The 25621-nt window shown below is 51.8% G+C and carries 17 protein-coding genes; 8 read left to right on the top strand and 9 right to left on the bottom strand.

What is annotated here, in order from left to right; genetic code table 11:
- Positions 1 to 274: 274 nt before the first annotated feature.
- Positions 275 to 2005 (top strand): polysaccharide lyase family protein, encoded by a 1731-nt coding sequence (locus I2D83_RS18265; protein WP_205947057.1) that lies wholly within the window; start codon positions 275 to 277, stop codon positions 2003 to 2005.
- A 73-nt stretch (positions 2006 to 2078) separates the two neighbouring features.
- Here I2D83_RS18265 and actP read toward each other — a convergent pair whose 3' ends face one another.
- The 3 genes from actP to acs all read right to left on the bottom strand — a co-directional run bounded on the left by actP (position 2079) and on the right by acs (position 6132).
- On the bottom strand, positions 2079 to 3737 hold the full coding sequence (gene actP / locus I2D83_RS18260; protein ID WP_180777521.1) for a cation/acetate symporter ActP: 1659 nt from the start codon (positions 3735 to 3737) through the stop codon (positions 2079 to 2081).
- Positions 3734 to 4045, bottom strand: coding sequence for a DUF485 domain-containing protein (locus I2D83_RS18255; protein ID WP_012773384.1), 312 nt, complete (start codon positions 4043 to 4045; stop codon positions 3734 to 3736). The genes actP and I2D83_RS18255 overlap by 4 nt, the downstream gene beginning before the upstream one ends.
- A 125-nt stretch (positions 4046 to 4170) precedes the next feature.
- Positions 4171 to 6132 (bottom strand): acetate--CoA ligase, encoded by a 1962-nt coding sequence (acs, locus tag I2D83_RS18250; protein ID WP_012773385.1) that lies wholly within the window; start codon positions 6130 to 6132, stop codon positions 4171 to 4173.
- A gap of 902 nt (positions 6133 to 7034) precedes the next feature.
- Between acs and I2D83_RS18245 the strand changes: the two genes are divergently transcribed.
- From I2D83_RS18245 to I2D83_RS18225, 5 genes are all read left to right on the top strand, one after another.
- The gene (locus I2D83_RS18245) at positions 7035 to 7427 is read left to right on the top strand and encodes a hypothetical protein (protein WP_012773386.1); all 393 of its coding nucleotides are present in this window, start codon (positions 7035 to 7037) and stop codon (positions 7425 to 7427) included.
- Between the two features lie 866 nt (positions 7428 to 8293).
- A complete protein-coding gene (locus I2D83_RS18240; protein WP_241007240.1) occupies positions 8294 to 10558 on the top strand; it encodes a TonB-dependent siderophore receptor in 2265 nt (754 codons plus the stop codon).
- 174 nt (positions 10559 to 10732) lie between these two features.
- Positions 10733 to 11257: a sigma-70 family RNA polymerase sigma factor gene (locus tag I2D83_RS18235; RefSeq protein ID WP_012773388.1), complete on the top strand. Its 525-nt coding sequence runs from the start codon at positions 10733 to 10735 to the stop codon at positions 11255 to 11257.
- Positions 11254 to 12201, top strand: a complete 948-nt coding sequence (locus I2D83_RS18230; protein ID WP_205947056.1) for a FecR domain-containing protein — start codon at positions 11254 to 11256, stop codon at positions 12199 to 12201. Before I2D83_RS18235 ends, I2D83_RS18230 begins: the two co-directional genes overlap by 4 nt.
- 182 nt (positions 12202 to 12383) lie before the next feature.
- Entirely contained in the window at positions 12384 to 13394 is a 1011-nt protein-coding gene (locus I2D83_RS18225; protein WP_180777525.1) for an AI-2E family transporter, read from the top strand.
- Positions 13395 to 13566: 172 nt separating this feature from the next.
- Here the strand turns inward: I2D83_RS18225 and I2D83_RS18220 are convergent, their stop codons facing one another.
- Positions 13567 to 15093, bottom strand: a complete 1527-nt coding sequence (locus I2D83_RS18220; RefSeq protein WP_205947055.1) for an MFS transporter — start codon at positions 15091 to 15093, stop codon at positions 13567 to 13569.
- 383 nt (positions 15094 to 15476) lie between these two features.
- Between I2D83_RS18220 and I2D83_RS18215 the strand changes: the two genes are divergently transcribed.
- Positions 15477 to 15851 carry a hypothetical protein gene (locus I2D83_RS18215; RefSeq protein WP_181847003.1) on the top strand — a complete coding sequence of 125 codons (375 nt, stop codon included), beginning with the start codon at positions 15477 to 15479 and terminating at the stop codon, positions 15849 to 15851.
- Here I2D83_RS18215 and I2D83_RS18210 read toward each other — a convergent pair.
- Positions 15844 to 17331, bottom strand: a complete 1488-nt coding sequence (locus tag I2D83_RS18210; RefSeq protein ID WP_181847002.1) for a mannitol dehydrogenase family protein — start codon at positions 17329 to 17331, stop codon at positions 15844 to 15846. The two genes, I2D83_RS18215 and I2D83_RS18210, sit on opposite strands and share 8 nt — an antisense overlap.
- Positions 17332 to 17653: 322 nt before the next feature.
- On the opposite strand from I2D83_RS18210, the gene I2D83_RS18205 reads away from it, so the two are divergent.
- Entirely contained in the window at positions 17654 to 18934 is a 1281-nt protein-coding gene (locus I2D83_RS18205; protein ID WP_012773394.1) for an O-acetylhomoserine aminocarboxypropyltransferase/cysteine synthase family protein, read from the top strand.
- Between the two features lie 59 nt (positions 18935 to 18993).
- On the opposite strand, the gene I2D83_RS18200 is transcribed toward I2D83_RS18205, so the two are convergent.
- From I2D83_RS18200 to nifJ, 4 genes are all read right to left on the bottom strand, one after another.
- On the bottom strand, positions 18994 to 20064 hold the full coding sequence (locus tag I2D83_RS18200) for a L,D-transpeptidase family protein (RefSeq protein WP_181847001.1): 1071 nt from the start codon (positions 20062 to 20064) through the stop codon (positions 18994 to 18996).
- Positions 20065 to 20247: 183 nt separating this feature from the next.
- Complete coding sequence (locus I2D83_RS18195; RefSeq protein WP_181829622.1) at positions 20248 to 21045, bottom strand: deaminated glutathione amidase; 798 nt, start codon at positions 21043 to 21045, stop codon at positions 20248 to 20250.
- A 21-nt stretch (positions 21046 to 21066) separates the two neighbouring features.
- Positions 21067 to 21603: a cytochrome b561 gene (cybB, locus tag I2D83_RS18190; protein WP_180777529.1), complete on the bottom strand. Its 537-nt coding sequence runs from the start codon at positions 21601 to 21603 to the stop codon at positions 21067 to 21069.
- A gap of 284 nt (positions 21604 to 21887) precedes the next feature.
- Positions 21888 to 25421: a pyruvate:ferredoxin (flavodoxin) oxidoreductase gene (gene nifJ, locus I2D83_RS18185; RefSeq protein WP_205947054.1), complete on the bottom strand. Its 3534-nt coding sequence runs from the start codon at positions 25419 to 25421 to the stop codon at positions 21888 to 21890.
- Positions 25422 to 25621 lie beyond the last annotated feature (200 nt).

The following is a 25621-nucleotide window of genomic DNA, read 5'->3' as shown; positions in this document are numbered from 1 at the left end:
TTCCTGTTTCTGCTGGCAGTGACGTGAAGGAGGGCGCTTATCCCCTCGATTATGTTGTTCCTGATATCCCTATCCTATCTATTTAAAATGGCAGAAATTTTTAATTTCAGCGACAAGGTTTGGTGCCATACCGAGATACACGGGGCTACCACGGTGCGAGGTGTCCCTGCGGGAACCTCATCACCGTGTTTCCCCTAATATCTGGCATTTGCCGTAGCCCGAATCATCGCGATAAACGTTTCTGTCTAAACAGTGGAATACAAGAGGGCTGACTGTGAAGCGATCTGTCTTGTTGTTGGTGGGGGCCATGCTGGCGCCCTATAGCTATAGCGCGCAGGATAATGCGGTGTCGTTATCCGTTTCTGGTTTGAATACCGTGCTGGATAACGGCTTACTCAGCGTCGCATTTGGCGAGGATGGCAGCGCGGTGCGTATGGTGACGGGAGGCAAAAATATCGTCACGAATTTGTCCGGTGCGGCGCGCGATCCGAGCAAAACTCGTAGCGCTTACCTCGATTATTATGTCAACGATGTTCATGCTAAAGGCGTCAAAGATTTTGTCCCCGAGCGGGTAGAGGTGCTGCGCAACGATCGTGAGATGGCGCATGTCGCCTATATCGACGAGCGGGACGGGCTGTTGCGGCTTGAATATCACCTGATTATGCGTCGCGGCGTTAGTGGACTTTACAGCTATGTAGTGGCGGAGAATCGCGGCAGTCAGGACGTTAAAGTCAGTGAATTACGTAACGTATACCGCTTCGATCCTGCCCGGTTAGACCATCTCTATAACGGCGATCGTCAGGGTAAACCGCTGCTCTACAGCCAGCTTGAAGCCTCGCCGAAGGTACAAGATGAAACCTGGCGGCTACCGGATGGCAGTATCTATTCCAAATATGATTTTGCTGGCTATATGCGTGCTGCGCCTTTTTGGGGTGTTTTTGGTAATGGCGTCGGGGCGTGGTTGATTCACGGTAATCGGGAGTATTTCTCCGGTGATGCGCTCAAGCAGGATTTACTGGTGCATCAGGATGCGATCATTTTGAACTACATGACGGGTTCACACTTCGGTACGCCAGATATGGTAGCGCCTCCGGGCTGGAAAAAATTCTACGGCCCGTGGCTGCTGTATATCAATCAGGGCGATACCGAGCGGATGCTGGCAGATGCCCGGCGTCAGGCGCTGACGGAAGCTGTCAGTTGGCCGTACCAATGGGTGGATGATTCCCGCTATGTGCGCGATCGCACACAGGTTAGCGGACGCGTTGCCAGCCAGCAGCCGGTGACGGTGGTGCTTTCATCATCATTGGATGAACCGTTTGATGTACAAACCCGCGGTTATTCGTATCAGGCAACGATAGACACACAGGGGAATTTTGCGATTTCCCATGTCCGTCCGGGCAATTACCACCTTGCGGTCTACGCCAATAGCGGTACGCAGCCGGGAATATTGGCGGAACAAACGCTGTCTGTTTCTGGTGATAAACAAGCCCTGCCGGTGATTGCTCTTCCTAAAGCCGAACCCGTTATCTGGGCGATTGGACAGGCAAATCGGCAGGCGAGTGAATTCCGCTTTGGCGACGAGGCACGCAACACCCGCTGGCAACATGAGGTGCCGGCCAATCTGACGTTCGATATTGGCCGTAGCGACTATCAACGCGACTGGTATTACGCGCAGACCAAACCGGGAAAATGGGATATCCGTTTTGCCCTGCAACCTGAGAAAAAAAACTATTTCCTGAATATCGCATTGGCGGCAGCCAGCAATAGCGGCATGAGTGAACCGACCATGCCACAGCTGGCGGTAGCGGTAAACGGCAAGACGCTGGAAACGCTGACTTACGAAAACGACAAAACCATTTATCGCGGTGCGCTACAAAGCGGTCGTTATCACGTAGCCCGCATCCCTGTGTCATCCCACTTGCTGAAAAACGGCAACAACACAATCACACTGCAATTAAAAGGCGGCAGCGTGATGTACGACGTAGTGACCTTAAGCGAGGAGTAAACCAGTTTTAATAACGCGGAGTGTTGGAGTCAGAGAAGAATTGGCCCGCGAAAGCGGGCCAATAAGAGCGAGATTAGTGGGAACTGCCTTTTGAAGCGCCGACGCCGGTTTGTGAACGGACAAACTGCGCATGGAAACGTGCACGTTCCTGCTGTCCCGCTTCGGAGCGATCGGTGATGGAGAAGAACCAGATACCGATAAACGCGACCAGCATGGAGAAGAGCGCTGGATAATCGTAAGGGTAAATGGGGGTGGCGTGACCGAGGATTTTCACCCAGATAGTCGGCCCCAATATCATCAAAATAACAGCCGTAAGCAGCCCAGCCCAGCCGCCAATCATGGCGCCGCGTGTCGTCAGCTTTGACCAGTACATCGAGATGATAATGATCGGGAAGTTACAGCTGGCAGCGATGGAGAAGGCCAGACCGACCATGAAGGCGATATTCTGGTTCTCAAACAGGATACCGAGCGAAATCGCCACGACACCCAGCACCAGCACGGTGATTTTCGAGACTTTCAGCTCATCACGCTCTGTCGCTTTCCCTTTTTTGATCACGTTAGAGTAGAGATCGTGGGACACGGCAGAAGCACCTGCCAGCGTCAGACCGGCGACGACCGCCAAAATGGTGGCAAAGGCTACAGCGGAGATAAAGCCGAGGAAGAAGTCGCCGCCGACCGCATCAGCCAGATGCACCGCCGCCATGTTATTGCCACCGATGAGTGCGCCTGTCGCGTCCTTAAACGCCGGATTAGCGCTGACCAACAGGATGGCGCCGAAGCCGATGATGAAGGTCAGGAAGTAGAAATAACCCATGAACCCGGTGGCGTAGAACACGCTCTTTCGTGCTTCTTTGGCATCGCTGACGGTGAAGAAGCGCATCAGAATGTGCGGCAGACCGGCGGTACCGAACATCAGGCCTAACCCGAGGGACAGCGCGGAGATGGGGTCAGAAACCAGTCCGCCCGGGCTCATGATCGAAGCGCCTTTTGGGTGAACCGCCATTGCCTGCTTGAACAGCGCGTCAAAGCTGAAGCCGACGGATTTCATGACCATGACGGCCATGAAGGTGGCGCCGAATAGCAGCAGGACGGCTTTAATAATCTGTACCCATGTGGTGGCGAGCATGCCGCCAAACATGACGTACATCACCATCAGAATACCGACCAGTATCACAGCCACATGGTAGTTGAGGCCGAACAGCAGTTCGATAAGTTTCCCCGCGCCCACCATTTGTGCAATGAGGTACAGGGCTACAACCACCAGTGAACCGCAGGCGGAAAGGCTACGGATCGGGCGCTGTTGCAAACGGTAGGAGGCGACGTCAGCAAAGGTATAACGTCCGAGGTTGCGCAGCCGCTCAGCGATCAGAAACAGAATAATTGGCCAGCCGACCAAAAAGCCGAGTGAGTAGATCAGGCCGTCGTAGCCGGAGGTATAGACCAGCGCAGAAATCCCGAGGAAGGACGCGGCGGACATGTAGTCACCCGCAATCGCCAGCCCGTTCTGGAAACCGGTAATGTTGCCGCCAGCCGTATAATAATCGCTTCGTGAACGGGTTTTCTTCGACGCCCAATAGGTGATATATAGCGTACCGCCGACGAACAACAGAAACATCACGATGGCTTGAATATTCAACGGCTGGCGTTGAACATCCCCCGTGAGGGCATCTGCCGCCCACGCAAGCACCGGCAGCGTCAAAAGCCCGAACAGCATCATAAAGCGTATTTTCATTGCTTTACCTCATCCAGTAACTGTTTGGTCAGACGATCAAATTCACCGTTAGCGCGGTAGACATAAATGCCTGTCAGAATGAAGGAGATCGCAATCAATCCCACACCAATCGGAATACCACGGGTAATGCTGGAACCCGGGCTGATAGGCGTTCCCAGCCAGCCAGGTGCAAAGGCGATGAGCAGGATAAAACCCACATAAAGCACCAGCATGATCAGTGAGAGAAAAACAGCGAAACGCTGCCGTTTGTTGACCAGTTCTCTGAATAAGGGGTTACTTTCAATCCGTTGATAAATGGCATCATTCATCGTAAGTCTCCAGTAATCTGTAGGGTTGAGTATTACCGCGACGTCACCACCTGATTTATCGCCAGCCACATCCCCGCAAGCCACGTTATGGCTTACGGGAATGGAGAGAGCGGTGGATCAGAGGGTTATTGAGAGGCGGTACTCATGGCCTGCTTTTCTTCGAGCAGTTTTTCGACGACGCCAGGATCGGCCAGCGTTGAGGTATCCCCCAGATTGCTGGTATCACCGGCGGCGATTTTACGCAAAATACGACGCATGATTTTGCCGGATCGCGTTTTCGGTAAAGAGTCAGTCCAGTGCAGGATATCTGGAGTCGCAATCGGGCCGATTTCTTTACGTACCCAGTTGCGAACTTCCGTATACAGCTCGCTAGACGGCTCTTCGCCGTGGTTCAGCGTGATGTAGGCGTAAATAGCCTGTCCTTTCATATGGTGTGGGATGCCAACCACTGCTGCTTCGGCAATTTTGGGATGGGCAACGAGTGCTGACTCGATTTCTGCCGTCCCCAGACGATGGCCGGAAACGTTCAGCACGTCGTCAACGCGGCCCGTGATCCAGTAATAGCCATCTTCGTCACGGCGCGCGCCGTCACCGCTGAAGTACATGCCTTTGAAGGTAGAAAAGTAGGTTTGCTCGAAACGATCGTGATCGCCAAACAGGGTGCGTGCCTGACCCGGCCAGGAATCCACGATGACCAGATTGCCTTCCGCAGTGCCTTCCTGCGGGTTACCGAGGTTGTCGACGAGCGCAGGCTGTACACCGAAGAACGGACGTGTCGCGGAGCCGGCTTTTGCTTCAATCGCGCCGGGCAGTGGGGTGATCATGAAACCGCCCGTTTCCGTTTGCCACCAGGTGTCGACGATAGGACATTTACCGTTGCCGATTTTGTTAAAGTACCATTCCCAGGCTTCCGGGTTGATCGGTTCACCGACGGAACCCATGATCCTGAGTGATTCACGCGATGTGCCTTCGATCGCTTTATCACCTTCAGCCATCAGCGCGCGGATCGCGGTGGGAGCGGTGTAGAGAATATTGACCTGATGTTTATCGACCACTTGCGCCATGCGTCTGGCGTCTGGCCAGGTTGGCACACCTTCGAACATCAGCGTAATCGCGCCGCATGCCAGTGGGCCGTACAGTAGGTAGCTGTGCCCTGTGACCCAGCCGACATCTGCCGTACACCAGTAAATATCGCCGGGATGATAATCGAAGACGTATTTGAAAGTCAGTGCAGCATAAACCAGATAGCCGCCCGTGGTGTGCAACACGCCCTTGGGTTTACCGGTCGAGCCTGATGTATAAAGGATAAATAGCGGATCTTCCGCATTCATCTCTTCTGGCGGGCAATGATCGTCTGCTTTTTCAACCAGATCGTGCCACCACAGATCGCGCCCCTCTTTCCACTCACCGATCTTACCTGTACGACGGAAAACGATAACGCTGGAAATGGTGGTGACGTTCGGGTTCTTTAACGCTTCATCAATATTCTTCTTCAGTGGAATAACCCGCCCGGCGCGTACGCCTTCATCGGCGGTAATAACCAGCTTGGCACTGGAATCGATAATGCGCCCAGAAATGGCTTCAGGGGAGAACCCGCCGAAGATCACCGAGTGAATCGCCCCAATTCTGGCGCAGGCCAGCATGGCTACGGCGGCTTCCGGCACCATCGGCATATAAATGGCAACAACATCGCCTTTCTTGACGCCCTGTGACTTCAACACATTGGCGAAACGGCACACGGACTGATGCAGTTCGCGATAGGTGACTTTCTTGCTTTCTGTCGCGTCATCACCTTCCCAGATGATGGCCGTTTGATCACCACGTTCGGCCAGATGGCGATCCAGACAGTTTGCCGCCACGTTTAGCGTGCCGTCTTCAAACCAACGAATACTGATATGACCAGGGTCGAATGAGGTGTTCTTGATCGTTTTATAGGGTTTGATCCAATCGACGATCTTTCCCTGCTCACCCCAAAAAGCGGCGGGATCGTCAACGGACAGCCGATACATATTTTCGTATTGCTGGGCATTTATCAGTGCATTTTCCGCAATTGCGGTGGGAATGGCATGTTTATTATGTTGTGTCATAGCGCTTCTCCTTAAACATGTTAATGCTATGTCAAATAATGGTTAATTGTAGTTAACCAGTTATCTTTGTTTCTTTTTTGCGCGATTGATCACGCAATGCAGGAAAAGCAGTGAGGCGTTACTTAAAAGATAGTCTTTTGGTTCAGAAAACAGGCAGTTTTTTCGTGGTAGCCAAAACGCGATAAGTGATGTATGTCACAATATGATCGTCAGCAGAATTATCTGTGCTGTTATAATGTCATTAACGATCAATTCATTGTTTTCAATAGATTATATCTATTGTTATCAAGTTTTTGATCGCCCTTTACGATCAAAAGGCATAAAGATCCCGTTTATTCAGCCGATAGTAAAAACCCCGTTCAGAGTATATTTCTACGTGGACCAGCTATTTAGCGCGTTCGCCCGTGTTTCATTTGTTATGATTTTGTTTCGGTTGTTAATTATATGTAGGCTATTAATGAAATAGATTTATCTGATTATCAACGGGCAGATAAGTGTGAATAATCTACACTCTAAGTGGGTTCCACAGCACAGATGTGGACCTTCTTAAAAAGAGTAAAGATGCCGTGTGCTAGCTGCTGACAAAAAGAAAAATGAAGTGTTGTTTTGTGTGTCTTATTCAGAAATATCCGGTTTCCAAAAATAAATAACATAGATATACCCAACATCACTGACGCCGAGTAAGGCGGCAGGTGTTTGAGCCCCGGTAGCCTGAGAACGTATAAACGGTTCCGGTTAGCGAAATTCACTATTTTCATTAGGTGATTTTCTGGGGTGGGGAAGAACACTATTAGTCCGGAAACCTTTTAAATTCCGGTAGGTTGATTGCTTATCAATGGTGTGCCGTGAGGTCATGGCGCGCTGTGAGATATCTTTTTACATAGCATGATGCAGAGGAAACAATGAGTCTGATATTTGGCCGGAATGAAATTTTAGGCATGCTTTCTCAACCAGTTCAGAACGATCGGCGTGCTGTGGCGGTGATTGACGAAAAGTGTAAGGTCGTTTGCGCGAATTCTGCCTTCAACGCCCATTTTGGATTGCGTGCTGAAATGAATACGCCCGTCTCAATTGATGATGTGCTACCTATCAACGTGAAGTTTGCCTATCACGACTTTATAACGAATTCCAACGTGTTAAGTACGCGGGTGGTCTCGGATTTGTTGTCTGATGGCTTTGCTAAAAAGCAACTAAGTACGCTGTCTTTCTCTAAGCTGAACGTTGAAAACCGGGTGCTTTCTTTGCTGATCCTGAACCAGGATACGGTTGAGCCTTCGGCAAATCTGGCGTCATAAGCTTGCATCATCGTAGATTATCTGGCCGGAAGACTAGAAGCGTGTATTTTCCAGTGGAAAATAACGGCAAAAGAAAAACTGTTGCTATTAATAACATTGTTATTGCTAATTTATCATCGCTTTTTCAACAGCAACCGATTGCGTAGGTTATTATCTGGTAACCACTTGCGGCCAGCAGGGTGATAAAGTCGCGCCGATTGTTCGTGAATGAAGAATGAAAAACGTTCTTTATTAACGGTGATAAAGTTAAAAGTTAATAAAAATAGAGGGTTATATATTTTATTGTATATAATATGCCTCTTTAAAATAAACAGCGAAACGTTTCGATACTATCCTGACCTTCTTCTCGTCTATTCTCTTTTCTTTACGCCTCCTCATGAATTATTCCTTTAAACATGATGATTTATTAAACCTTGGTAAGAAGCTCTTAAAAATTTCTTTATTTTTAGCATCTTGAATCTTAAAGAGTGACAAATGAGTAAGTAGACTCTCGTCTAATTATAGATAACGTTAGGCTGATATAGCCTTCATTGGCATATAGCACTTTTTGATAAAACGGACGCCAGTTTTTTTATTAGCAACGGTATCGGTTTACCAATATCGACAATGCGTCTTTCGTAATAATTCTGATTCAGAACGTATTATTTCAATTATTTTTCGATTTTCAGTTCCCCTTTTTGCTCCCTCGATTGGCATAGATTCTGAAAACAGCGTTTCTCATGCGATAGGGGATAAATAATGGTTAAATTCCGTACCCACCTGTTGGCGCGTGCTTTACGTGCTGGGGTACTTGGGGCATCGTTTGCCTCAGTGCTGCCGATGGCGGCGGTCTATGCGCGTCTGCGGCACCTGTCCAACAATATGCGGTGTCGTCCGGTCCGCTCAATCAGGTGCTCAATCAATTTGCCCAACAGGCGGGTGTATTACTTTCTTACGATCCGGCATTGGTCGCGGGTAAACGCGGTGCTGGGTTGCAGGGGAATTACAGCGTCGAACAGGGCTTCCAGCAGATTCTCAGCAGCAGTGGCCTCAGTGCACAGTACAGCGCCGATGGCAGTGTGACGCTAGTGCAGCGTACGGCGACTGCGCCAGTCCCCGTTACCGCGCCTGCTACGACTAAAAACGATCGGATCGTTGTCACCGCTCCACCGAATACCGCGATGAAGCTGGATGTGCCGATTTCAGAGACGCCACGTGCGGTTGCCGTTGTCACAGAGAAGCAGATCGAAGAGCGTGGAGCACAAAAGATCGATCAGGCGCTGCGCTATAGCAGCGGGATTCTGGCTACGCCATACGGGCCGGATAATAAAGCCGAATGGGTGACCATTCGTGGGTTTAGCGATCAATCCCGATTCCAGAATGGCCTAGCGACGCTGAATGAAGATGGGTTCTATGGCCAGCAGATTGAACCGTTCGGCGTTGAACGTATCGAAGTCCTGAAAGGCCCAGCCTCGGTGCTGTACGGGCAAAACCCGCCGGGTGGTCTGGTTAACGTCATCACCAAACGTCCTACGCGTTTGCCGCAGGGGAAAGTGGAGCTGGAATACGGCTCTAACGACTATCGCCACTTGGCTGTTGACAGTGCAGGTCCGTTAAACGATGACGGCTCAGTGCTATACCGGGTTGTTGCGCTGGCGCGCGATACCTCGGGTGAGGTGGATTTCTCTAAGAGTAAGCGTTTCTATTTAGCACCTAGCGTCACGCTCCTTGGGGAAAATACGGAACTGACCGTGTTAGCCAGCTACATGGATACGAAATCCGACATGACCAATGGCTTTAAACTGCCGTACGGTACGCTGCATAACACGCCGTTTGGTAAAGTTGGCTATAAAACCTCACTGGGTGAACCGGGGATTAACAATCACGATACCCGTCAGTTCAATCTGGGCTATGAATTCACGCATCATCTGAATGACACCTGGACGTTCCACCAGAACCTGAATTATTCCTATCTGAATATGGATCTGCGCGGCGCTTATGTGCTGGGGATGTATACCGATCCGGTAACGAATGTTGTCAGCGATCGGTTAGCCAATCGTGGGTTGACCTACCGCGACGGTTTTGCGCAAAACTGGGCTACCGATAACCGCCTGGTTGGCGAATGGCAGTGGGAGAATATTGAGAATACGCTGCTGCTCGGGTTCGACTATCGTCGTGCCAATACGCAAAGCCGCGATGCGAACCTGTACTCCTTTGGTGCCCCTATCGATATTTTTAACCCGGTTTACGGTAACTATACGTCACCGGATAGTCAGCTCTTTGATCACCGCTCTGGTCGCCATCAGACCGGTTATTACGTCCAGAACCAGATCAAGTACGATGATCGTCTGATTTTCTTGCTGGGTGGACGTTACGACGTGGCGAAATCTCGTGACCGTAATTTTTCATCAGGCGCTGATACCCGCACTGATGATACCAAGTTCACCAAGACTGCCGGGGTAATGTACCTGTTTGATAACGGTATTTCCCCTTACATCAGTTATTCGGAATCGTTCCTTCCTGTGTCAGGCCGCGATAGTTACGAACGCCCTTATGTACCGGAAGAAGGCCAGCAGACGGAAATTGGCGTGAAATACACGCCGGAAGGCTTTAACGGCTATGCCTCCGCTGCCCTGTTTAATCTGGAACAAAAAAACGTTAAAACGACGGATCCTAGTAACCCAAGTATGACTATTCAGGCGGGGGAAGCGCGTTCACGCGGCCTTGAGCTGGAATTGAGCGGTGAGGTTTATACGGGTCTGACGCTGACGGCAAACTATACATACAACGAAGTGGAGACGACCAAATCAGGTACCGTCGGTGAAGTGGGCAAACGCCTGCCGGGCTTGCCTGAACACATTATGTCTGGCTGGGCGACCTATGCCTTTAACGGCAAGCTGGAAGGGTTAAGCATCGGCAGCGGCGTACGCTATGTGGGCAGTTCTTACGGTGATATCGCCAATACGGCGGACATGAAGGTTCCTGCTTATACGCTGTGGGATGCGATGATCGCCTATGATTTCAGCAAAGACTGGCGCTTGCAGGTCAACGCAACCAATCTGACAAACCGTGAGTATGTCAGCGCGTGTAACTACTGGTGCTACTACGGTGAAGGCCGCAACGTTAGCGCGAACGTCAGCTATCGTTGGTAATCTCCCGTATCAAACATCACTAAAAGAAGCCTTCGGGCTTCTTTCTTTTTTCCACCACTCGCGATGCAATCCCCCCTTTTTTACCGTAATCCGCTCCATAGACGTGAATAGTCGTTGACTTTGCTTTTAATGATAATGAAAATCATTTCATTGCTGTCACATTGAGCGAATACCGTGAAGAGTCCCGCCGCTGTCTGCCCCAATCAGCCTGAAACCTTAAACGTTCAGCAGATTTATCATGACCATCATGCCTGGTTACAGGCGTGGTTGCGTCGGCGTTTGGGGTGTTCACAGCAGGCTGCGGATCTGGCGCAGGATACGTTCCTACGTTTGATCTGCCAGCCTCAGGGCGATCGTATCCGTGAACCGCGCGCCTGGTTGACGACCGTGGCGCATGGGCTGATGGTGAATCACTGGCGGCGTAAAGATATCGAGAATGCTTACCTTCAGGTGCTGGCAGAGCAGGAATTTCATTTTGCTCCCTCGCTGGAGCAGCAGGCGATGGTGGTTGATGCGCTGTTGGCCATCGATCAGATGCTGGCGACGCTGCCCGGCAAAGTGCGTCAGGCATTCTTGTTGGTGCATCTTGACGGTTTGACCTATCGACAGGTCGCTGAACAATTAGCCGTTTCCGAGCGGATGGTAAAAAAATATATGGCACAGGCGATGCTGAATTGTCTATTGTGTCAGGACTTATGATTTCCTCTATTACGTCTTCTATTCCCAAAGATGTTCTTTATGCTGCCGCTGAGTGGTATGCCACGCTGTATGACGAAGACTGCTCCGAGCACGATCGTCAGGCATGGCAGCGCTGGTTACGTCAGGATGACACCCATCAGCTTGCCTGGCAGCAGGTTGAACAGATTCATGCCCGCTTCCATGCGGTAGACAGCCAGTTAGCCTCTTCGGTGCTGAGTAAGCGGGGTGAGGAACGCCGGCGTATGCTGAAATTATTGGCAATCGTCAGCCTTACCGGAGGCGCGGGCTTTAGTCTGCCGTGGGAAAGATATGCTGCCGATTACCGTACGGGTATGGGAGAAACGCGTGAACTCAGCATCGAAACGGGGATGACGCTCTGGCTCAATACCGATTCGGCATTGAATCAGCAGGGCAACCCTGCGTTGTCTCAGCCGCTGACGTTTCAATTGATCAAAGGTGAATTGATGCTGGACAACCAAACGGCACATGCAGCCCGGTTGACTACACCCCATGGCGATCTCGCCGCTTCTGCGCATACCTGCCAATTAGCACTGCGCTATACATCCGCCCATAGCGTGCTTTCCGTTTTTAGCGGTGAGGTTTTGCTACAAACGGCAGTCCCTGCCGCACGACGGGTGATGGCAGGGCAACAGGTTATCTTTACCCGCGACAAGAGCAGTGAACCGACTCCCGTTGAGAATTTCCGCCAGAGCTGGCGTAAAGGGCAACTGGTTGCGGATAACATGCCGCTAGGGCAGTTCATTAATGAAGTTTCCCGCTATCACAGTGGCTATTTTCATGTTGATTCCGCTGTTACAACGCTACGGATTTCGGGCGTTTTTCCGCTGCATGAAACCGATCGCCTGCTCGATGCCGTTGCGCGAACGCTGCCGGTGAAGGTAAGCCGACGTTTTTCCTGGTGGGTGGATATCCAGCCGAGTTAAAACACTGCTGGTATTTCACCGATAAAACACCAAAAATATTCTCTGTTTGTTATCTGGTTGGTTATCACTCGCAGACGAAACGCAAATCTGGCGCATATATATCAATCTGTTGATACCGAAAAAGGCGTAGCATACTCCACAACGAGTATTCTCGGCGTTGCCTCTTCATACGGGATGTCATCATGCAGTTACTGAACCTGAAACAAGCTCGCCTGTTGAGCTTTTTCTTTATTATGGGTGGCCTGCTTATCTTGCTGCCTTTACGCCTGCTGGCCTGCTTTATTGCCGGTTTTTTGGTGTATGAAATTGTGAATTTACTGACGCCCTATTTTCAACGGGTCATCAGCGGTAAGCGCGCTCGCTGGATTGTGGTCGCGGTGATCAGCACATTGGTGGTCAGCCTGCTGAGCTTACTGTTTGGTAGCCTGGTCGGGCTGTTGATGCAGGAAATGAAGGATACGGCGGCATTCAACGTGCGTATTGGATACATCCTCAATGATATCCAGCAGCAGGTCGCCCACTATTTACCGGGGTATTTGCCTGTCAGTATTGAAGAGCTTCAGCGCGAACTGCTGCAATGGGTTCAGGCACATATTGTCATGTTGCAGAACATGGGGAAAAGTTTCCTGCATGGGTTTGTGACGATGCTAATCGGTATGGTGCTGGGGGCGATTGTGTCGCTTTATAACGTCGATCAGGACACGGAAAAGCCTTTGCTCAAAGCGGAGTTGCTGCGTCGGGTTACCTTGCTATCGGCATCGTTCCGCAACATTGTTTTCGCTCAGGTGAAAATCTCTGCGGTTAATACGGTGCTGTCTGCCATTTTTATTCTTGGCGCTTTGCCGCTGTGCGGTATTCATCTGCCGTTTGCTAAAACGCTGGTGGTGCTCACGTTTGTTTTTGGTTTGCTACCGGTCATCGGCAACCTGATCTCCAACTCAATTGTTTTCCTGTCGGGTTTATCGCTTTCGCTGCCGATCGCACTGGTTGCGCTGGTGTATTTGATGCTGATTCATAAGCTTGAGTACTTCCTGAATGCACAAATCGTTGGGACAAGAATCAAAGCGCACGCGTGGGAAATCCTGCTGGCGATGCTGGTGTTTGAAGCGGCCTTTGGGTTGGCCGGTGTGATTGCGGCCCCGATATATTACGCTTACCTGAAAAGTGAATTGAAAGAAGCCTCGTTGATTTAATGCTGCATTTTGGCAGAGGATTGATGATGCAATCCTCTGCCATATCCTGCTCGCTCAGTTAATCAAAATATGAAGCGCTAAATGAATCAGCCCAATACGAGATTGGGCTGATTGGGTTTAGCTGATGACAGTTTTAATTGATACCTGCCTTCGATAGACGCTAGTCTATTGATTAATGCTGCGCAGTAGCAACCTGCGGTTTTGTCTCTTCAGACTGAACGCCTAACGGGTTATTGCCCCAGCATTTCTCATATTCCCAACCTGTCAGTTCTTCTGCGACAGCACGTGCGTGAGGCGGTACATCGGCAATGGTGCCACCCGCTTTGATACGTGCAATTTCTTCCAACAGGATGGCGTGGTTCTTACGATCCAACTTCATCTGCGTTGTGTAGTAAATGGCAACCAGCGCAAGGCCGATAACGCCCAGTGAGAACACGCCAACAATCGCCTGCACGGCTGATTCCGGCTGTGCCGACTGCCCGGAGACAAAGCCGAATTGGCTCAGCGTCCAACCCATGGCGAAGACAATCACAGAACGCACCATTTTGCCGGCAAACGTCATGGCACCCGCGTAGATACCTTCACGGCGACGACCGGTCAGGACTTCATCCACGTCAGCCAGGAAGGTATAAACCGTCCAGGGAATGTAGTAGATGCCACCTGTACTCAGGCCAAATACGGCAGTGATGGCAAACAGAACAAAGATGGTCATGTCTTCTGACCAGTTAGCAAAATAAAGCGCGGCATAGGCGATGACGCTGACAATCACTATCATCAACGCTAAACGGAACGGTCGCGCAAAGCCCATTTTGACGCAGATACCGATGAAGGCCGCGGTAGAAATCAGCTGCATGACCGAACTGAAGCTATTGAGGTGTGATACCAGCGCCGTGTTCTGTTTCAGACCAAAAACGATGAAGTAGGTAAACGCGGAAGCGAACAGCCACTCAGCGCCAAAGCCAAACAGGTACATTCCCAGATGCTTGCGGAAAATACGCAGGCGGAAGGTCGAAACCATATCCACGCTCAGCTTTTTCATCGCCTGCCACAGACTAGAAGTGCTTTCACGGACGATTTCGTTGACCGGGCGTTCCCAGGACGTCATATACAGCGCGATCATTGCCGCACACATAATGGCACCGTAGACCAGACCGGTGTAGAAGAATGGCGTCGAGGAGTCTTTACCGTAGACGGCAATAAACTGCCCGGGAATAAATGCCGCCAGGAAGTTGGCGATTTTGCCGAAAATGGCTTTAGAACCCGTCAGTTTAGAACGCAGTTTGAAATCGGAAGTCATTTCGGTCGCCAGCGTTTCATACGGCACCATAATCGAGGTGTAAATCAGCTCGAACAGCACGTATGTCGCCAGGTAGTACCAAAAACCAAAGCCATCAACCCACAGCATGGGGTAAACCAGAACCAGCGGGACACCGAGCAAAATAAAGAAGCGGCGGCGGCCAAACCGGCGACCAATACGGGTGTTGTAGAAGTTATCGCTGATGTACCCCATGATAGGGTTACTGATAGCATCGATGATGCTGGCAACGGAGAAAATGGCAGCGGCCTGAACTAATGTTAATCCACAAAATGTGGTGTAAAAGTACATCAGCCATGCGCCGCTGATAGCAAGCGCGCCACTGCCAAGCAGGTTCGCGCTGCCGTAGCAGAACGTATGTTTAAAAGAGATTGGTTTATTCATGATCAGCCTAATTACAAATATGAAACAATATTTCAGTTCGATTGAACTATCATTTCTTTATAATTTGCTCTATTGAAAAGAAAGTAAACTGACGATCACGCTTTCGCGCGCTTTTAATGACGATCTGTCAGACAGATCATGAAATAAGATATTTTAATTTGCTTTTTATAATTTTTTGATCCTGCCTTTATGTGCTTAAGTTACAAAATATGTATATTTCTTACAGCAGAGCGGTACGCGCGCAGATTGGCGGCGAGCCGACATTGAGCGCTGCCCCACAAATCGATAGCGTGATATGAAATAACGCATTGACCTCAGAGAGGAAATATCGTCATCATCCCGCCCAGTTTACTTGATCGTATCCCCTTATCAGGAGCCGTAACGTGAGTCATTTGATGATCTACGCCGTTATTTATGTCGTCTTTATTGCCGTGGTTGGGTTGTTTGCTTTTCAGGCCTGGTTACCTTCTTCCGCTCCGCGTGGGCTGAGAGATCGGGCGGGGATTCTGGTTGGGGTATTACGTTGCGCCACCCTGTTTCTTGTCGTTTCCGCAATGCAAATTTTGTTTCCCAATTCGCTGCTGGATAAGCTCGTCTGGCTGATCGCCGCGGCGCTGTTGGTGATTGCCGTTATTGGTGGGGGGATGAGCTGGTCATCGCTGCCGTGGCTGGATGAAACAAAAGGGAAAAGCCGCACTTTGGCGCTGGGTGTCCAAAGTGCGTTGTACCTTGGTCTGCTTGGGTTTATCGTTATTTAAAGTCTTGTGCCAGTGCAGCCACGGTGTTCTTTGCGCCGTGATCGCGCAGCTTCAGGTAAGCCTGCGCGATAGCGTTAAAGACATCGTGATTGGTCGGCAGATCCTCGCCGAAAATAGAACGAATATTGAGAAACGCACTGACTCGCTCGGCGCTGTCTGATGTTTCCTCAACGACGTGCCTGAGCTTGTCAGCCAGCGGATCGCGGATTTCAATCGGGTTGCCCGCATCATCTTTTCCGCTGACATAACGCATCCAGCCAGCGATTCCCAATGCCAGACAGCGGTAGTCTCCGCCGTTGCTCACATGCCACCGTAGCGATTCCAGCATGCGCTGAGGCAGCTTCTGTGAACCGTCCATGGCAATCTGCCACGTCCGATGCTTGAGCGCCGGGTTGGAAAAACGGGTCAGTAGCTGGACGGCATAATCTTTCAGGTCGATATCTACCACGCTGAGCGTCGGTGCCTGTTCCAGCAGCATGAGATGAGACACGGCACGGCGATAGTTCTCGTCGTTCATACAGTCACTGACGTGATCGTAACCAGCGAGATAGCCCAGATAGGCCAAGAATGAATGGCTGCCGTTCAGCATACGCAGTTTCATTTCTTCAAACGGCAGTACGTCATGTACCAGCTGTACGCCAGCTTTTTCCCATTCGGGGCGTCCGGCAGTGAAATGATCTTCGATCACCCATTGAATAAAGGGTTCACAGGCTATCGCACAGGGATCGGCGACGCCAAGGTGATCGGCAATTTCCTGCAACGTTTCCGGCGTTGCCGCTGGGACAATGCGATCCACCATCGTATTTGGGAATGAAACCTGAGCTTCGATCCAATCGATCAGGTTTCGATCGTTGATCCCGGCCGATTCCAACACGGCGGCTTTGGCCGTTTTGCCATTTTCCGGCACGTTATCGCAGGAGAGGACGGTGAACGGTGCGATCCCACGTTCGTGGCGCAAGCGCAGCGCTTCCGCCAGCAGGCCCGGCACCGATACGGGGCGACGAGGATCGATGAGATCCTGTTGAATCAGCTTATTGGTTCGATCTAGCTTGCCGCTCGTACCGTCCATGCAATAGCCCTTTTCGGTAATCGTCAGGGAAACAATGGCAGTTTCTGGCGCGGCGAGTTTCTCAATAATAGCGTTAATACCTTCTATTTTGGCATGTAACGATTCACACACGGCACCAACGACAATGGGCTGATTGCTCGTCGCAGCCTTTTCCAGCACGGTGAACAGATGATCCTGCTGGCGCAGCGCATTAATCATGGTGTCGTCGCTGAATAACACGACTTCACAAATTCCCCAGTCTCCTCCCACCATATTCAGCACGCGATCGGTGAGCAGTGCCTGATGAGCACGATGAAAAGCGCCAAAACCAATATGAACGATACGCGGCTTCAGCGCCTTACGATCGTAGCGGGGGAACTGGACGCTGGCAGGTAATTCGCAGGTAGCGATATTTTTTATTTTATCAGTCATTTATTGGGCTTTCGGGTGGGGGGATCCATGACGTTAAAAGTAGCTGTGATTTACAGGCGGTGCAATACGAGACGCGCAGATAGGTTACGGTGCGCACGTTTTTTTCTCTGCGCAAATTTTATCGCTTTTTCAGATTCAGTGCTGAGGCCGCGTACGGTTTTGTGAGGGAGCTTCAGCGTAATAATGTAACGCTGAAATTTAGTCTTGTTTTTACTAACTTATCTCCATTTCTTCTACATCATCAAGTGCTTTTCCCGAGCGCAGTCTGCTATTTTGTGTCGATATTTTCCTCACTCCAACGAATGACAAAAAGGCTCGTAAGATGAAACTTGAATCCCTCGCGCTACATCATGGTTATGAATCTGAAGCGACAACGAAGTCCGCAGCCGTGCCGATTTACCAGACGACGTCTTACACATTTGACGACACGCAACACGGTGCCGATCTGTTTGATCTGAAAGTGGCGGGCAACATCTATAGCCGTATCATGAACCCGACGAACGCGGTGCTTGAACAACGTCTGGCTGCTATTGAAGGCGGCATTGGCGCACTGGTGCTGTCATCCGGTATGGCGGCGATTACCTATTCGCTCCAGGCGCTCACGCAGGTTGGGGACAATATCGTCAGCACCAGCCAACTGTATGGCGGTACCTATAACCTGTTTGCCCATACCTTGCCGCGTCAGGGCGTTGAAGTGCGAATGGCCTCTTTTGATGATTTTACGACGCTGGAGTCGCTGATTGATGAACGCACCCGCGCTGTTTTTTGTGAATCTATCGGGAATCCGGCGGGAAACATCGTGGACATTGCCAAAATCGCGGAAATTGCACATCGCCACGGCGTCCCGGTGATTGTCGATAATACCGTGGCGACCCCCGTGCTGTGCCGGCCTTTTGAACACGGTGCAGATATCGTCGTCCACTCACTGACCAAATATATCGGTGGTCACGGCACCACGATTGGCGGTGCGATTATCGATTCCGGCAAGTTTGACTGGGTGGCGAATAAAGCGCGTTTCCCGTTACTGAACGAGCCCGATCCTTCTTATCACGGCGTAGTGTATACCGACGCTTTCGGTCCGGCGGCCTATATCGGGCGCTGCCGGGTTGTGCCGTTACGCAATACGGGCGCGGCGCTTTCTCCTCACAGCACGTTCTTGCTGTTGCAGGGGCTGGAAACCCTCAGCCTGCGTATCGAACGCCATTGCAGCAATGCGGAAGCGTTGGCTAGCTACCTGAATCAACACCCGCTGGTTACCTGGGTGAACTATGGCGCCTTGCCGGATAGTCCCTATAAAGCAAACTGCGACAAAATTACCTCGGGCAAAGCCTCTGGGATTATCAGTTTTGGCATTAAAGGTGGGAAAGCGGCTGGCGGTCACTTTATTGATGCGCTGAAGATGATCTTACGGCTGGTCAATATCGGCGATGCCAAATCGCTTGCGTGCCATCCGGCAAGTACCACACACCGGCAGTTAAATGCGGAAGAGCTGGCGAAAGCGGGCGTGAGTGAGGATTTGGTCCGAATTTCGGTCGGCATTGAGCACATTGACGACATCATCGCTGATGTGGCGCAGGCGCTGGATGCTTCTCAGAAGCAGTAAACGGTAGGGGAATAAAGAAACGCGTTGGACACCTGAACGGGTCCAACGCGTTATAGCGATTACGAACGGTTGGCGTCGGTCGCTGTAGTCGTCGGCTGTGATTCAACCGGTGCGGCATTTTGCTCCGCATTCAGGCTATCTTGCGGCTGTGCTTCTGGTGCGACAGGTGCCGCCGCAGATTCAACCGGAATAGCCGGGGTGGCTTGTTCAATCAGACCATTGATTTTGGTCGGCATACCAGAACGTCTCTGGATTGCCTGATCGACTTCGCTAGTGTTCACGCTGGCGTCGGCCAGAACTTTGCTCACTTGTGGCGTCATGCTGATTGGTGCCGGAGAATCAGAATGGAATTCTTCTACCGTGCGAGACAGCGGATTGTGAACTTCAACATAACGTGAACCGTCTGGCTCAACGGTGGCTTTTACTGGCTCATTGATGAACTGAACTCGTGTACCAACTGGAACGTGGTCGAACAGATATTTAATATCATCGGCACGCAGACGAACGCAGCCGTGACTCACGCGCAGACCAATACCGAAGTTGGCGTTGGTGCCGTGGATCGCGTACAGGTTACCGATGTACAGCGCATACAGCCCCATTGGGTTATCCGGGCCTGCCGGGAAAACTTTTTGCAGTGTTTCACCGCGTGCCGCATATTCTGCATGCATTTTCGCGGTTGGCGTCCAGGTTGGACCTGCTTTCTTACGTTGAACGGACGTCGTCCAGTTGATCGGCGTATCTTTACCTAACTCACCAATCCCGATTGGCAAAACGACTACGGTCTTGGAGCCTTTCGGATAGTAGTACAGACGCATTTCTGCGCTGTTGATGACAATGCCTTCACGCGGTGCGTCCGGCAGAATCAGCTGATGAGGAATCACCATTTTGCTGCCGGGAACAGGCAGATAAACGTCCGCATCCGGGTTGGCTTCCATCATGTTGCTCAGACCCATTTGGAACTGTGCTGCAAAATGTTCCAACGGCTGCGTGCTATCTTCCGGTACGGTGATTTCGATATTCTCGCCTATCAGTCGGCTGTTCGCCGCAGGCAGAGGATAAACAACGGCAAAAGCGGCCTGGCTGAATGCGGCGGCAGCAAGAACTAAAGTAAAGATCGCGCGAATACTCATTTTCGTTTCTTTATTTGAGTGGTAAATGCACCCCCCGAATCAGGAGGCTGGTCTGCTAAGGTCGCGATGCGACCGGATGCGCATTATATGTGCAGAACGGCCTCCGAGGGAAACAACATGTGTAACTAATCACACTTTTTGGCGCACGAATGAGAAATAAAACGGCGTAGAGTGAAACACCACTCAATTTTCCCCGTCTAATGTGGGTTTTTGAAAGCGTCGATTCGCGAGTACCGGGAGAATCTGACGAGCATAGGCCAGTCGTTCCGGTTCAATGTCGGCATAAATGAGAGCCGGTGTTTCCGGTGCCTGAACCACAACAACGCCTAAAGGATCGACCACCATACTGTTGCCGATATTCTTGACGCCGCATTCGCCAACGGCGACGAGATAAGTGGTGTTTTCCAGAGCTCTGGCCCGCACCAGTAGTTCCCAGTGCGCCTCTTTCAGCGGCCCCTTAATCCAGGCAGAGGGGAGAACGAGTACATCTGCGCCGTCCAGCACCAGACGGCGAGCAAGTTCAGGGAAGCGAATGTCATAGCAGGTCATCAGCCCGACGTTTAACCCAGCGATGGTCAAGAGCGGTGGAATCTCTTCGCCTGCCAGTACGTTTTCCGATTCCTGTACGGAAAACGCATCGTACAGGTGCAGTTTTCGGTATTGAGCAACGATCTCACCGTTACGCAACGCCAGCAGCGTATTCCAGACTTTCCCTTCGCCATTCGGGATATGCACGCACAGCATGGTCGTCAGGTTGTTGCCTTTACTGGCTTCCAGCAGATGCGAAATAAACGGGCCATCAAGCGGCTGAGCAGCGGTGAGCACCATATTGGGATTGGTGATATCACGCGCCAGCACGCCTTCGGGCAGCACCAGCAGGTCAGCCCCGTTTTGTTGTGCTGCTGACATGTACTCAGCGATGGTTGTGGCGTTTTGTTGCCACTCGCGGTCAACGGCGAATTGCCCCAGTGCGACTTTCATGCTTGCTCCTTCGTTGCCTGATTAATCGCGCTTGGCTGGCATCATGCGCAGTAGCGTGTTGTCTTTCATGACATAGTGGTGGAACAGAGCGGCGGCGGTATGCGCGGCAATGAGCCAGTAGCCTAATGGCGCCAGCGTTTCATGCCAGCCAATCAGTGTTTCAGCAAGATCGAAATTCGGCGTCGCGGCTGTTGGCATACTGATACCAAAAAGCATCCAGTCCCGGCCATTGTAATAGCGTGAGGCAACGCCCAGTATTGGCAGCGTGATAAATAGCAGGTAAATAACGGCGTGGGTGAGGGATCCCAGCGCGCTTTGCCAACGTGGCGGCTGTGGGGTAATGGCGGGGGAGGTATGCCGGTGGCGTAAGAACAGACGTGCCAGCATAAGAACCAGTATGGTGACGCCACAGCTAAAGTGCGTCACGATCATCACGGTGCGCAGCAGTGAACCGCGTTCAGCAAATCCGCGTAGTTCGATGGTGGCATAGGTCACAACGAGCAACAGAAAAACCAGCCAGTGCAATGCAATTTGCGATGGTGCGAACTTTCCTTTCATGTTTCTTCCTCTGCATCTTTGATAGCGGTTTGATACCGTAACGAGCGAATAATCTCATAAAGTATAAGGTAACTTTCGTCTTGTCAGCCCCTCTTTACCGTGCCTGACAAACCGTGCCATGAGCGTTGGGCGCGTATACGGTATTGCATACGAATAGGGATGGTGTGGAGCACGAAATTGTTGCTGAATTTGTATAGCAATGTGGCAACGCGACAGACGGAGGGAAGAGCCCGGAAAAAGCAGATATAAAAAAACCGGCCGAAGCCGGTTTGGAAGAGGAAGGGTTATTCCTGCGGGTTTTTCTCTGCCTTACCGGCCATCATGGTCAGGAAGTCAAAGCGGCGACGCAGATCCAGTTCTGCTTCTTCATAGAGCTGCGCGGTTTCTTCCGGCATCATGCTATTCAGGCGGCGGAAGCGTTGCTCTTTCAGCAGCGTTTCACTCAGGCTGCTTGATGGCGGACGAGAATCGGTAACCAGCGCGGCTTTCCCTTCTTCGGCACGACGTGGGTCGAAGCGGTAGAGCGGCCAGAAGCCCGTTGCCGTCAATTGGCGCATCTGGTCGTGGCTGAATGCCAGATCGTAGCCGTGCTCTTCGCACGGGCTGTACGCAATAATCAGCGACGGGCCCGGCCAGGCTTCTGCTTCCTGAATCGCTTTGACCGTCTGGTTCAGCTGTGCGCCCAGTGAGATTTGCGCGACATACACGTGGCCGTACATCATGACGTTGATGCCGAGATCCTTACGTGCTTTGCGTTTGCCTTTCTCGCCAAACTTGGTCACTGCGCCCAGAGGCGTCGCCTTGGACTGTTGACCACCAGTGTTGGAGTAACACTGAGTGTCCAGAACCAGTACGTTGACGTTTTCGCTCAAGCTCATGACGTGATCCAGACCGCCATAGCCGATATCGTACGCCCAGCCATCGCCGCCGATGAGCCAGATAGATTTATCGACAAAGTGATCGGCTTCACTCGCCAGCACGTTGGCGTCGGTGTCATTGATGGCTGACAGCAGCCCACGCAGTTGTTCAATCTGCTGACGGCGCAGATCGGGCGCGATGGACTCTTCCTGCAATGCGTTCACCAGATCCGGCGGCAGTTGCGGAGCCAGCTTGTTGAGCAGGCGCACGGCGCGCTGACGGTGCTGATCGACGCTCAGGCGGAAGCCCAGACCGAATTCGGCATTATCCTCGAACAGTGAGTTAGCCCAGGCTGGTCCGCGGCCGTTGGCATCGGTAGTCCACGGCGTAGTAGGCAGGTTACCGCCATAAATCGATGAACAGCCCGTCGCATTCGCGACCAGCAGACGATCGCCATAGAGTTGAGTGAGCAGCTTGATGTACGGTGTTTCGCCACAGCCGGAACAAGCGCCGGAGTACTCGAACAGCGGTGAAATTAGCTGAGAAGTACGGATATCAATACGTTCCAGCGTGGATTTGTCGATTTCCGGCAGTTGCAAGAAGAAATCGAAGTTCTCTTTTTCTGCCGTCAGGTTATCCAGACGGGATTCCATATTGATGGCTTTGATTTCTGGATTCTGGCGGTCTTTGGCCGGACAGACCTCCACGCACAGGTTACAGCCGGTGCAGTCTTCCGGAGCAACCTGCAACACATATTTCTGGCCGCGCATGTCGCGTGCTTTCACATCTAGAGATTGCAGTGAAGCGGGCGCATTTTCCATCGCGTCAGGCTGGACGACTTTGGCGCGGATAGCCGAGTGCGGACAGGCGGCGACACAGTGATTACACTGCGTACAAAGCTGAGGTTGCCACAGCGGAATCTCTTCCGCGATATTGCGTTTTTCCCACTTGGTCGTGCCAGTCGGCCAGGTGCCATCGGGCGGCAGGGCTGATACAGGGAGCGTATCCCCCAGACCCGCCAGCATAGCGGCCGTGACGGTCTTGACGAAATCGGGCGCGGCGTCGGAAACCACTGGCGGGCGCTGCGGGCTGTCTGGGTTGACGGCTTCCAATTGCACTTCTGCCAGCGCCTCCAATGTGGCGCTCAGCGCCTGCCAGTTGCGCTCAACCAGTTCCTGACCTTTACTGCCGTAGCTTTTGGCGATAGCGGTACGCAGTTTTTCTACTGCCACATCGGCTGGCAGAATCTGTGACAGATGGAAGAACGCCATCTGCATGACGGTGTTGATGCGCGCCCCCAGATGGCATTCGCGGGCAATCTTGGCGGCGTTGATGCAGTACACACGGGCGTTGCGCTGATTCAGCTCTGCTTGCACTTCCTGTGGTAAACGGTGCCACAAATCGTCGCTGCTATACGGCGAGTTGATCAGGAAAACACCGCCGGGCTTCAACCGTTCGACCATGCTGTATTTGTCGATAAACTGCCACTGATGACAGGCGACGAAATCCGCCTGATCGATCAGGTAGGCTGAGTTGATCGGGTGTGGGCCTACACGCATATGGGAAACGGTCAGGCTACCAGCTTTCTTCGAGTCATAGACAAAGTAGCCCTGCACAAACATCGGCGTCGTTTCGCCGACGATTTTTATCGCATTCTTGGTTGCAGAAACGGTGCCGTCACTGCCCAGACCGTAGAACAGGGCTTCGAGCGATGCATTACCAGGAAAATGCTGTTCCGGCAGAGGCAGAGACAGATTGGTGACATCGTCATAAATACCCACGGTGAAGCGCGGCCGTGGGTTGGCAAGTGCTAACTCATTAAAGATCGCCTGTACGCACTGTGGGGTAAATTCTTTGGAAGATAGCCCATAACGCCCGCCAATCACACGCGGCATAAGTGAACGCTCACCTGCGGAGAACGCCTCGGCCAGCGCGGTCATCACATCGAGATACAGCGGTTCTGCCAGCGCTCCCGGCTCTTTAGTGCGGTCCAGCACTGCGATGCTCTTCGCCGTTTGCGGAATCACGGCCAGCAGATGTTTGGCAGAGAATGGACGGTACAGGCGAATTTTCACCACGCCGACTTTCTCACCGCGCATCAATAGCGTATCGACCACCTCTTCACAGGTGCCAACGCCGGAGCCCATCAGGACGACGATTTTAGTCGCCTCAGGGTGCCCGTAGTATTCAAACGGCTGATACTGGCGTCCTGTCGCGGCGGCAAAATCGTTCATCGCCTGCTCAACGTGCTCATAACCCGCGTCGTACCAGCGGTTGGTTGCTTCGCGCGCCTGGAAGAAGGTATCTGGGTTAGAAGCGGTACCACGAATCACCGGACGTTCCGGTGTAAGTGCTCGCTCACGGTGTGCATCAATGGCCTGCTGTGGCAGAAGCTGGCGGATCACCTCATCGCCCAGTGGCTCAATCTTATTGATTTCGTGCGAGGTGCGGAAACCGTCAAAGAAGTGGATAAACGGCAGACGGCTGTTCAGACTGGCGATTTGTGAAATCAACGCAAAGTCCTGCGCTTCCTGGACATTACTGGCACACAGCATGGCGCAGCCCGTCTGGCGCACGGCCATGACGTCAGAATGATCGCAAAAAATGGAAAGCGCATGCGTCGCAACCGTACGGGCCGCAACATGCAGGACAAACGGAGTTAGCTCACCGGCCAGCTTATACAGCGTGGGGATCATCAGCAGCAGACCCTGCGATGAGGTAAATGTGGTTGCGAGTGTACCCGTCTGCAATGCGCCGTGGACGGTAGCGATCGCGCCACCTTCGGATTGCATTTCCACAACGCGGGGCGTATCTCCCCATATATTCAGCCCGCCGTCGCTCGACCAGGCAGCTGCCTGTTCAGCCATGCTGGAACTGGGAGTGATAGGGTAAATGGCGATGACTTCATTGGTTCGCCAGGCCACAGAGGCGACTGCGTTATTAGCGTCGGTGGTGATCATGACTTATAGCCTTCTTGCTCACTAAGCCCTTAATTTTACATGGTCTTTTCGGGCGATGAAAATGACTGGGCATAAACGAAAATACGATTTTTATCGGGGGATTATCGCATTTCAGGAAAAAAGAGGGTGGAACGATGTATGCGGAGTTGTATCAAACTGTGTTTTATCCCCGTCATACTTCAAACTGCATGTGTATTGCT

Origin of the sequence: Pectobacterium aroidearum, assembly GCF_015689195.1 — a bacterium.
In the GTDB taxonomy this organism is placed as follows: Bacteria; Pseudomonadota; Gammaproteobacteria; order Enterobacterales; family Enterobacteriaceae; genus Pectobacterium; species Pectobacterium aroidearum.
The sequence above is the reverse complement of the archived record's forward strand: the minus strand, read 5'-3'. Positions and strand labels throughout refer to the sequence as shown.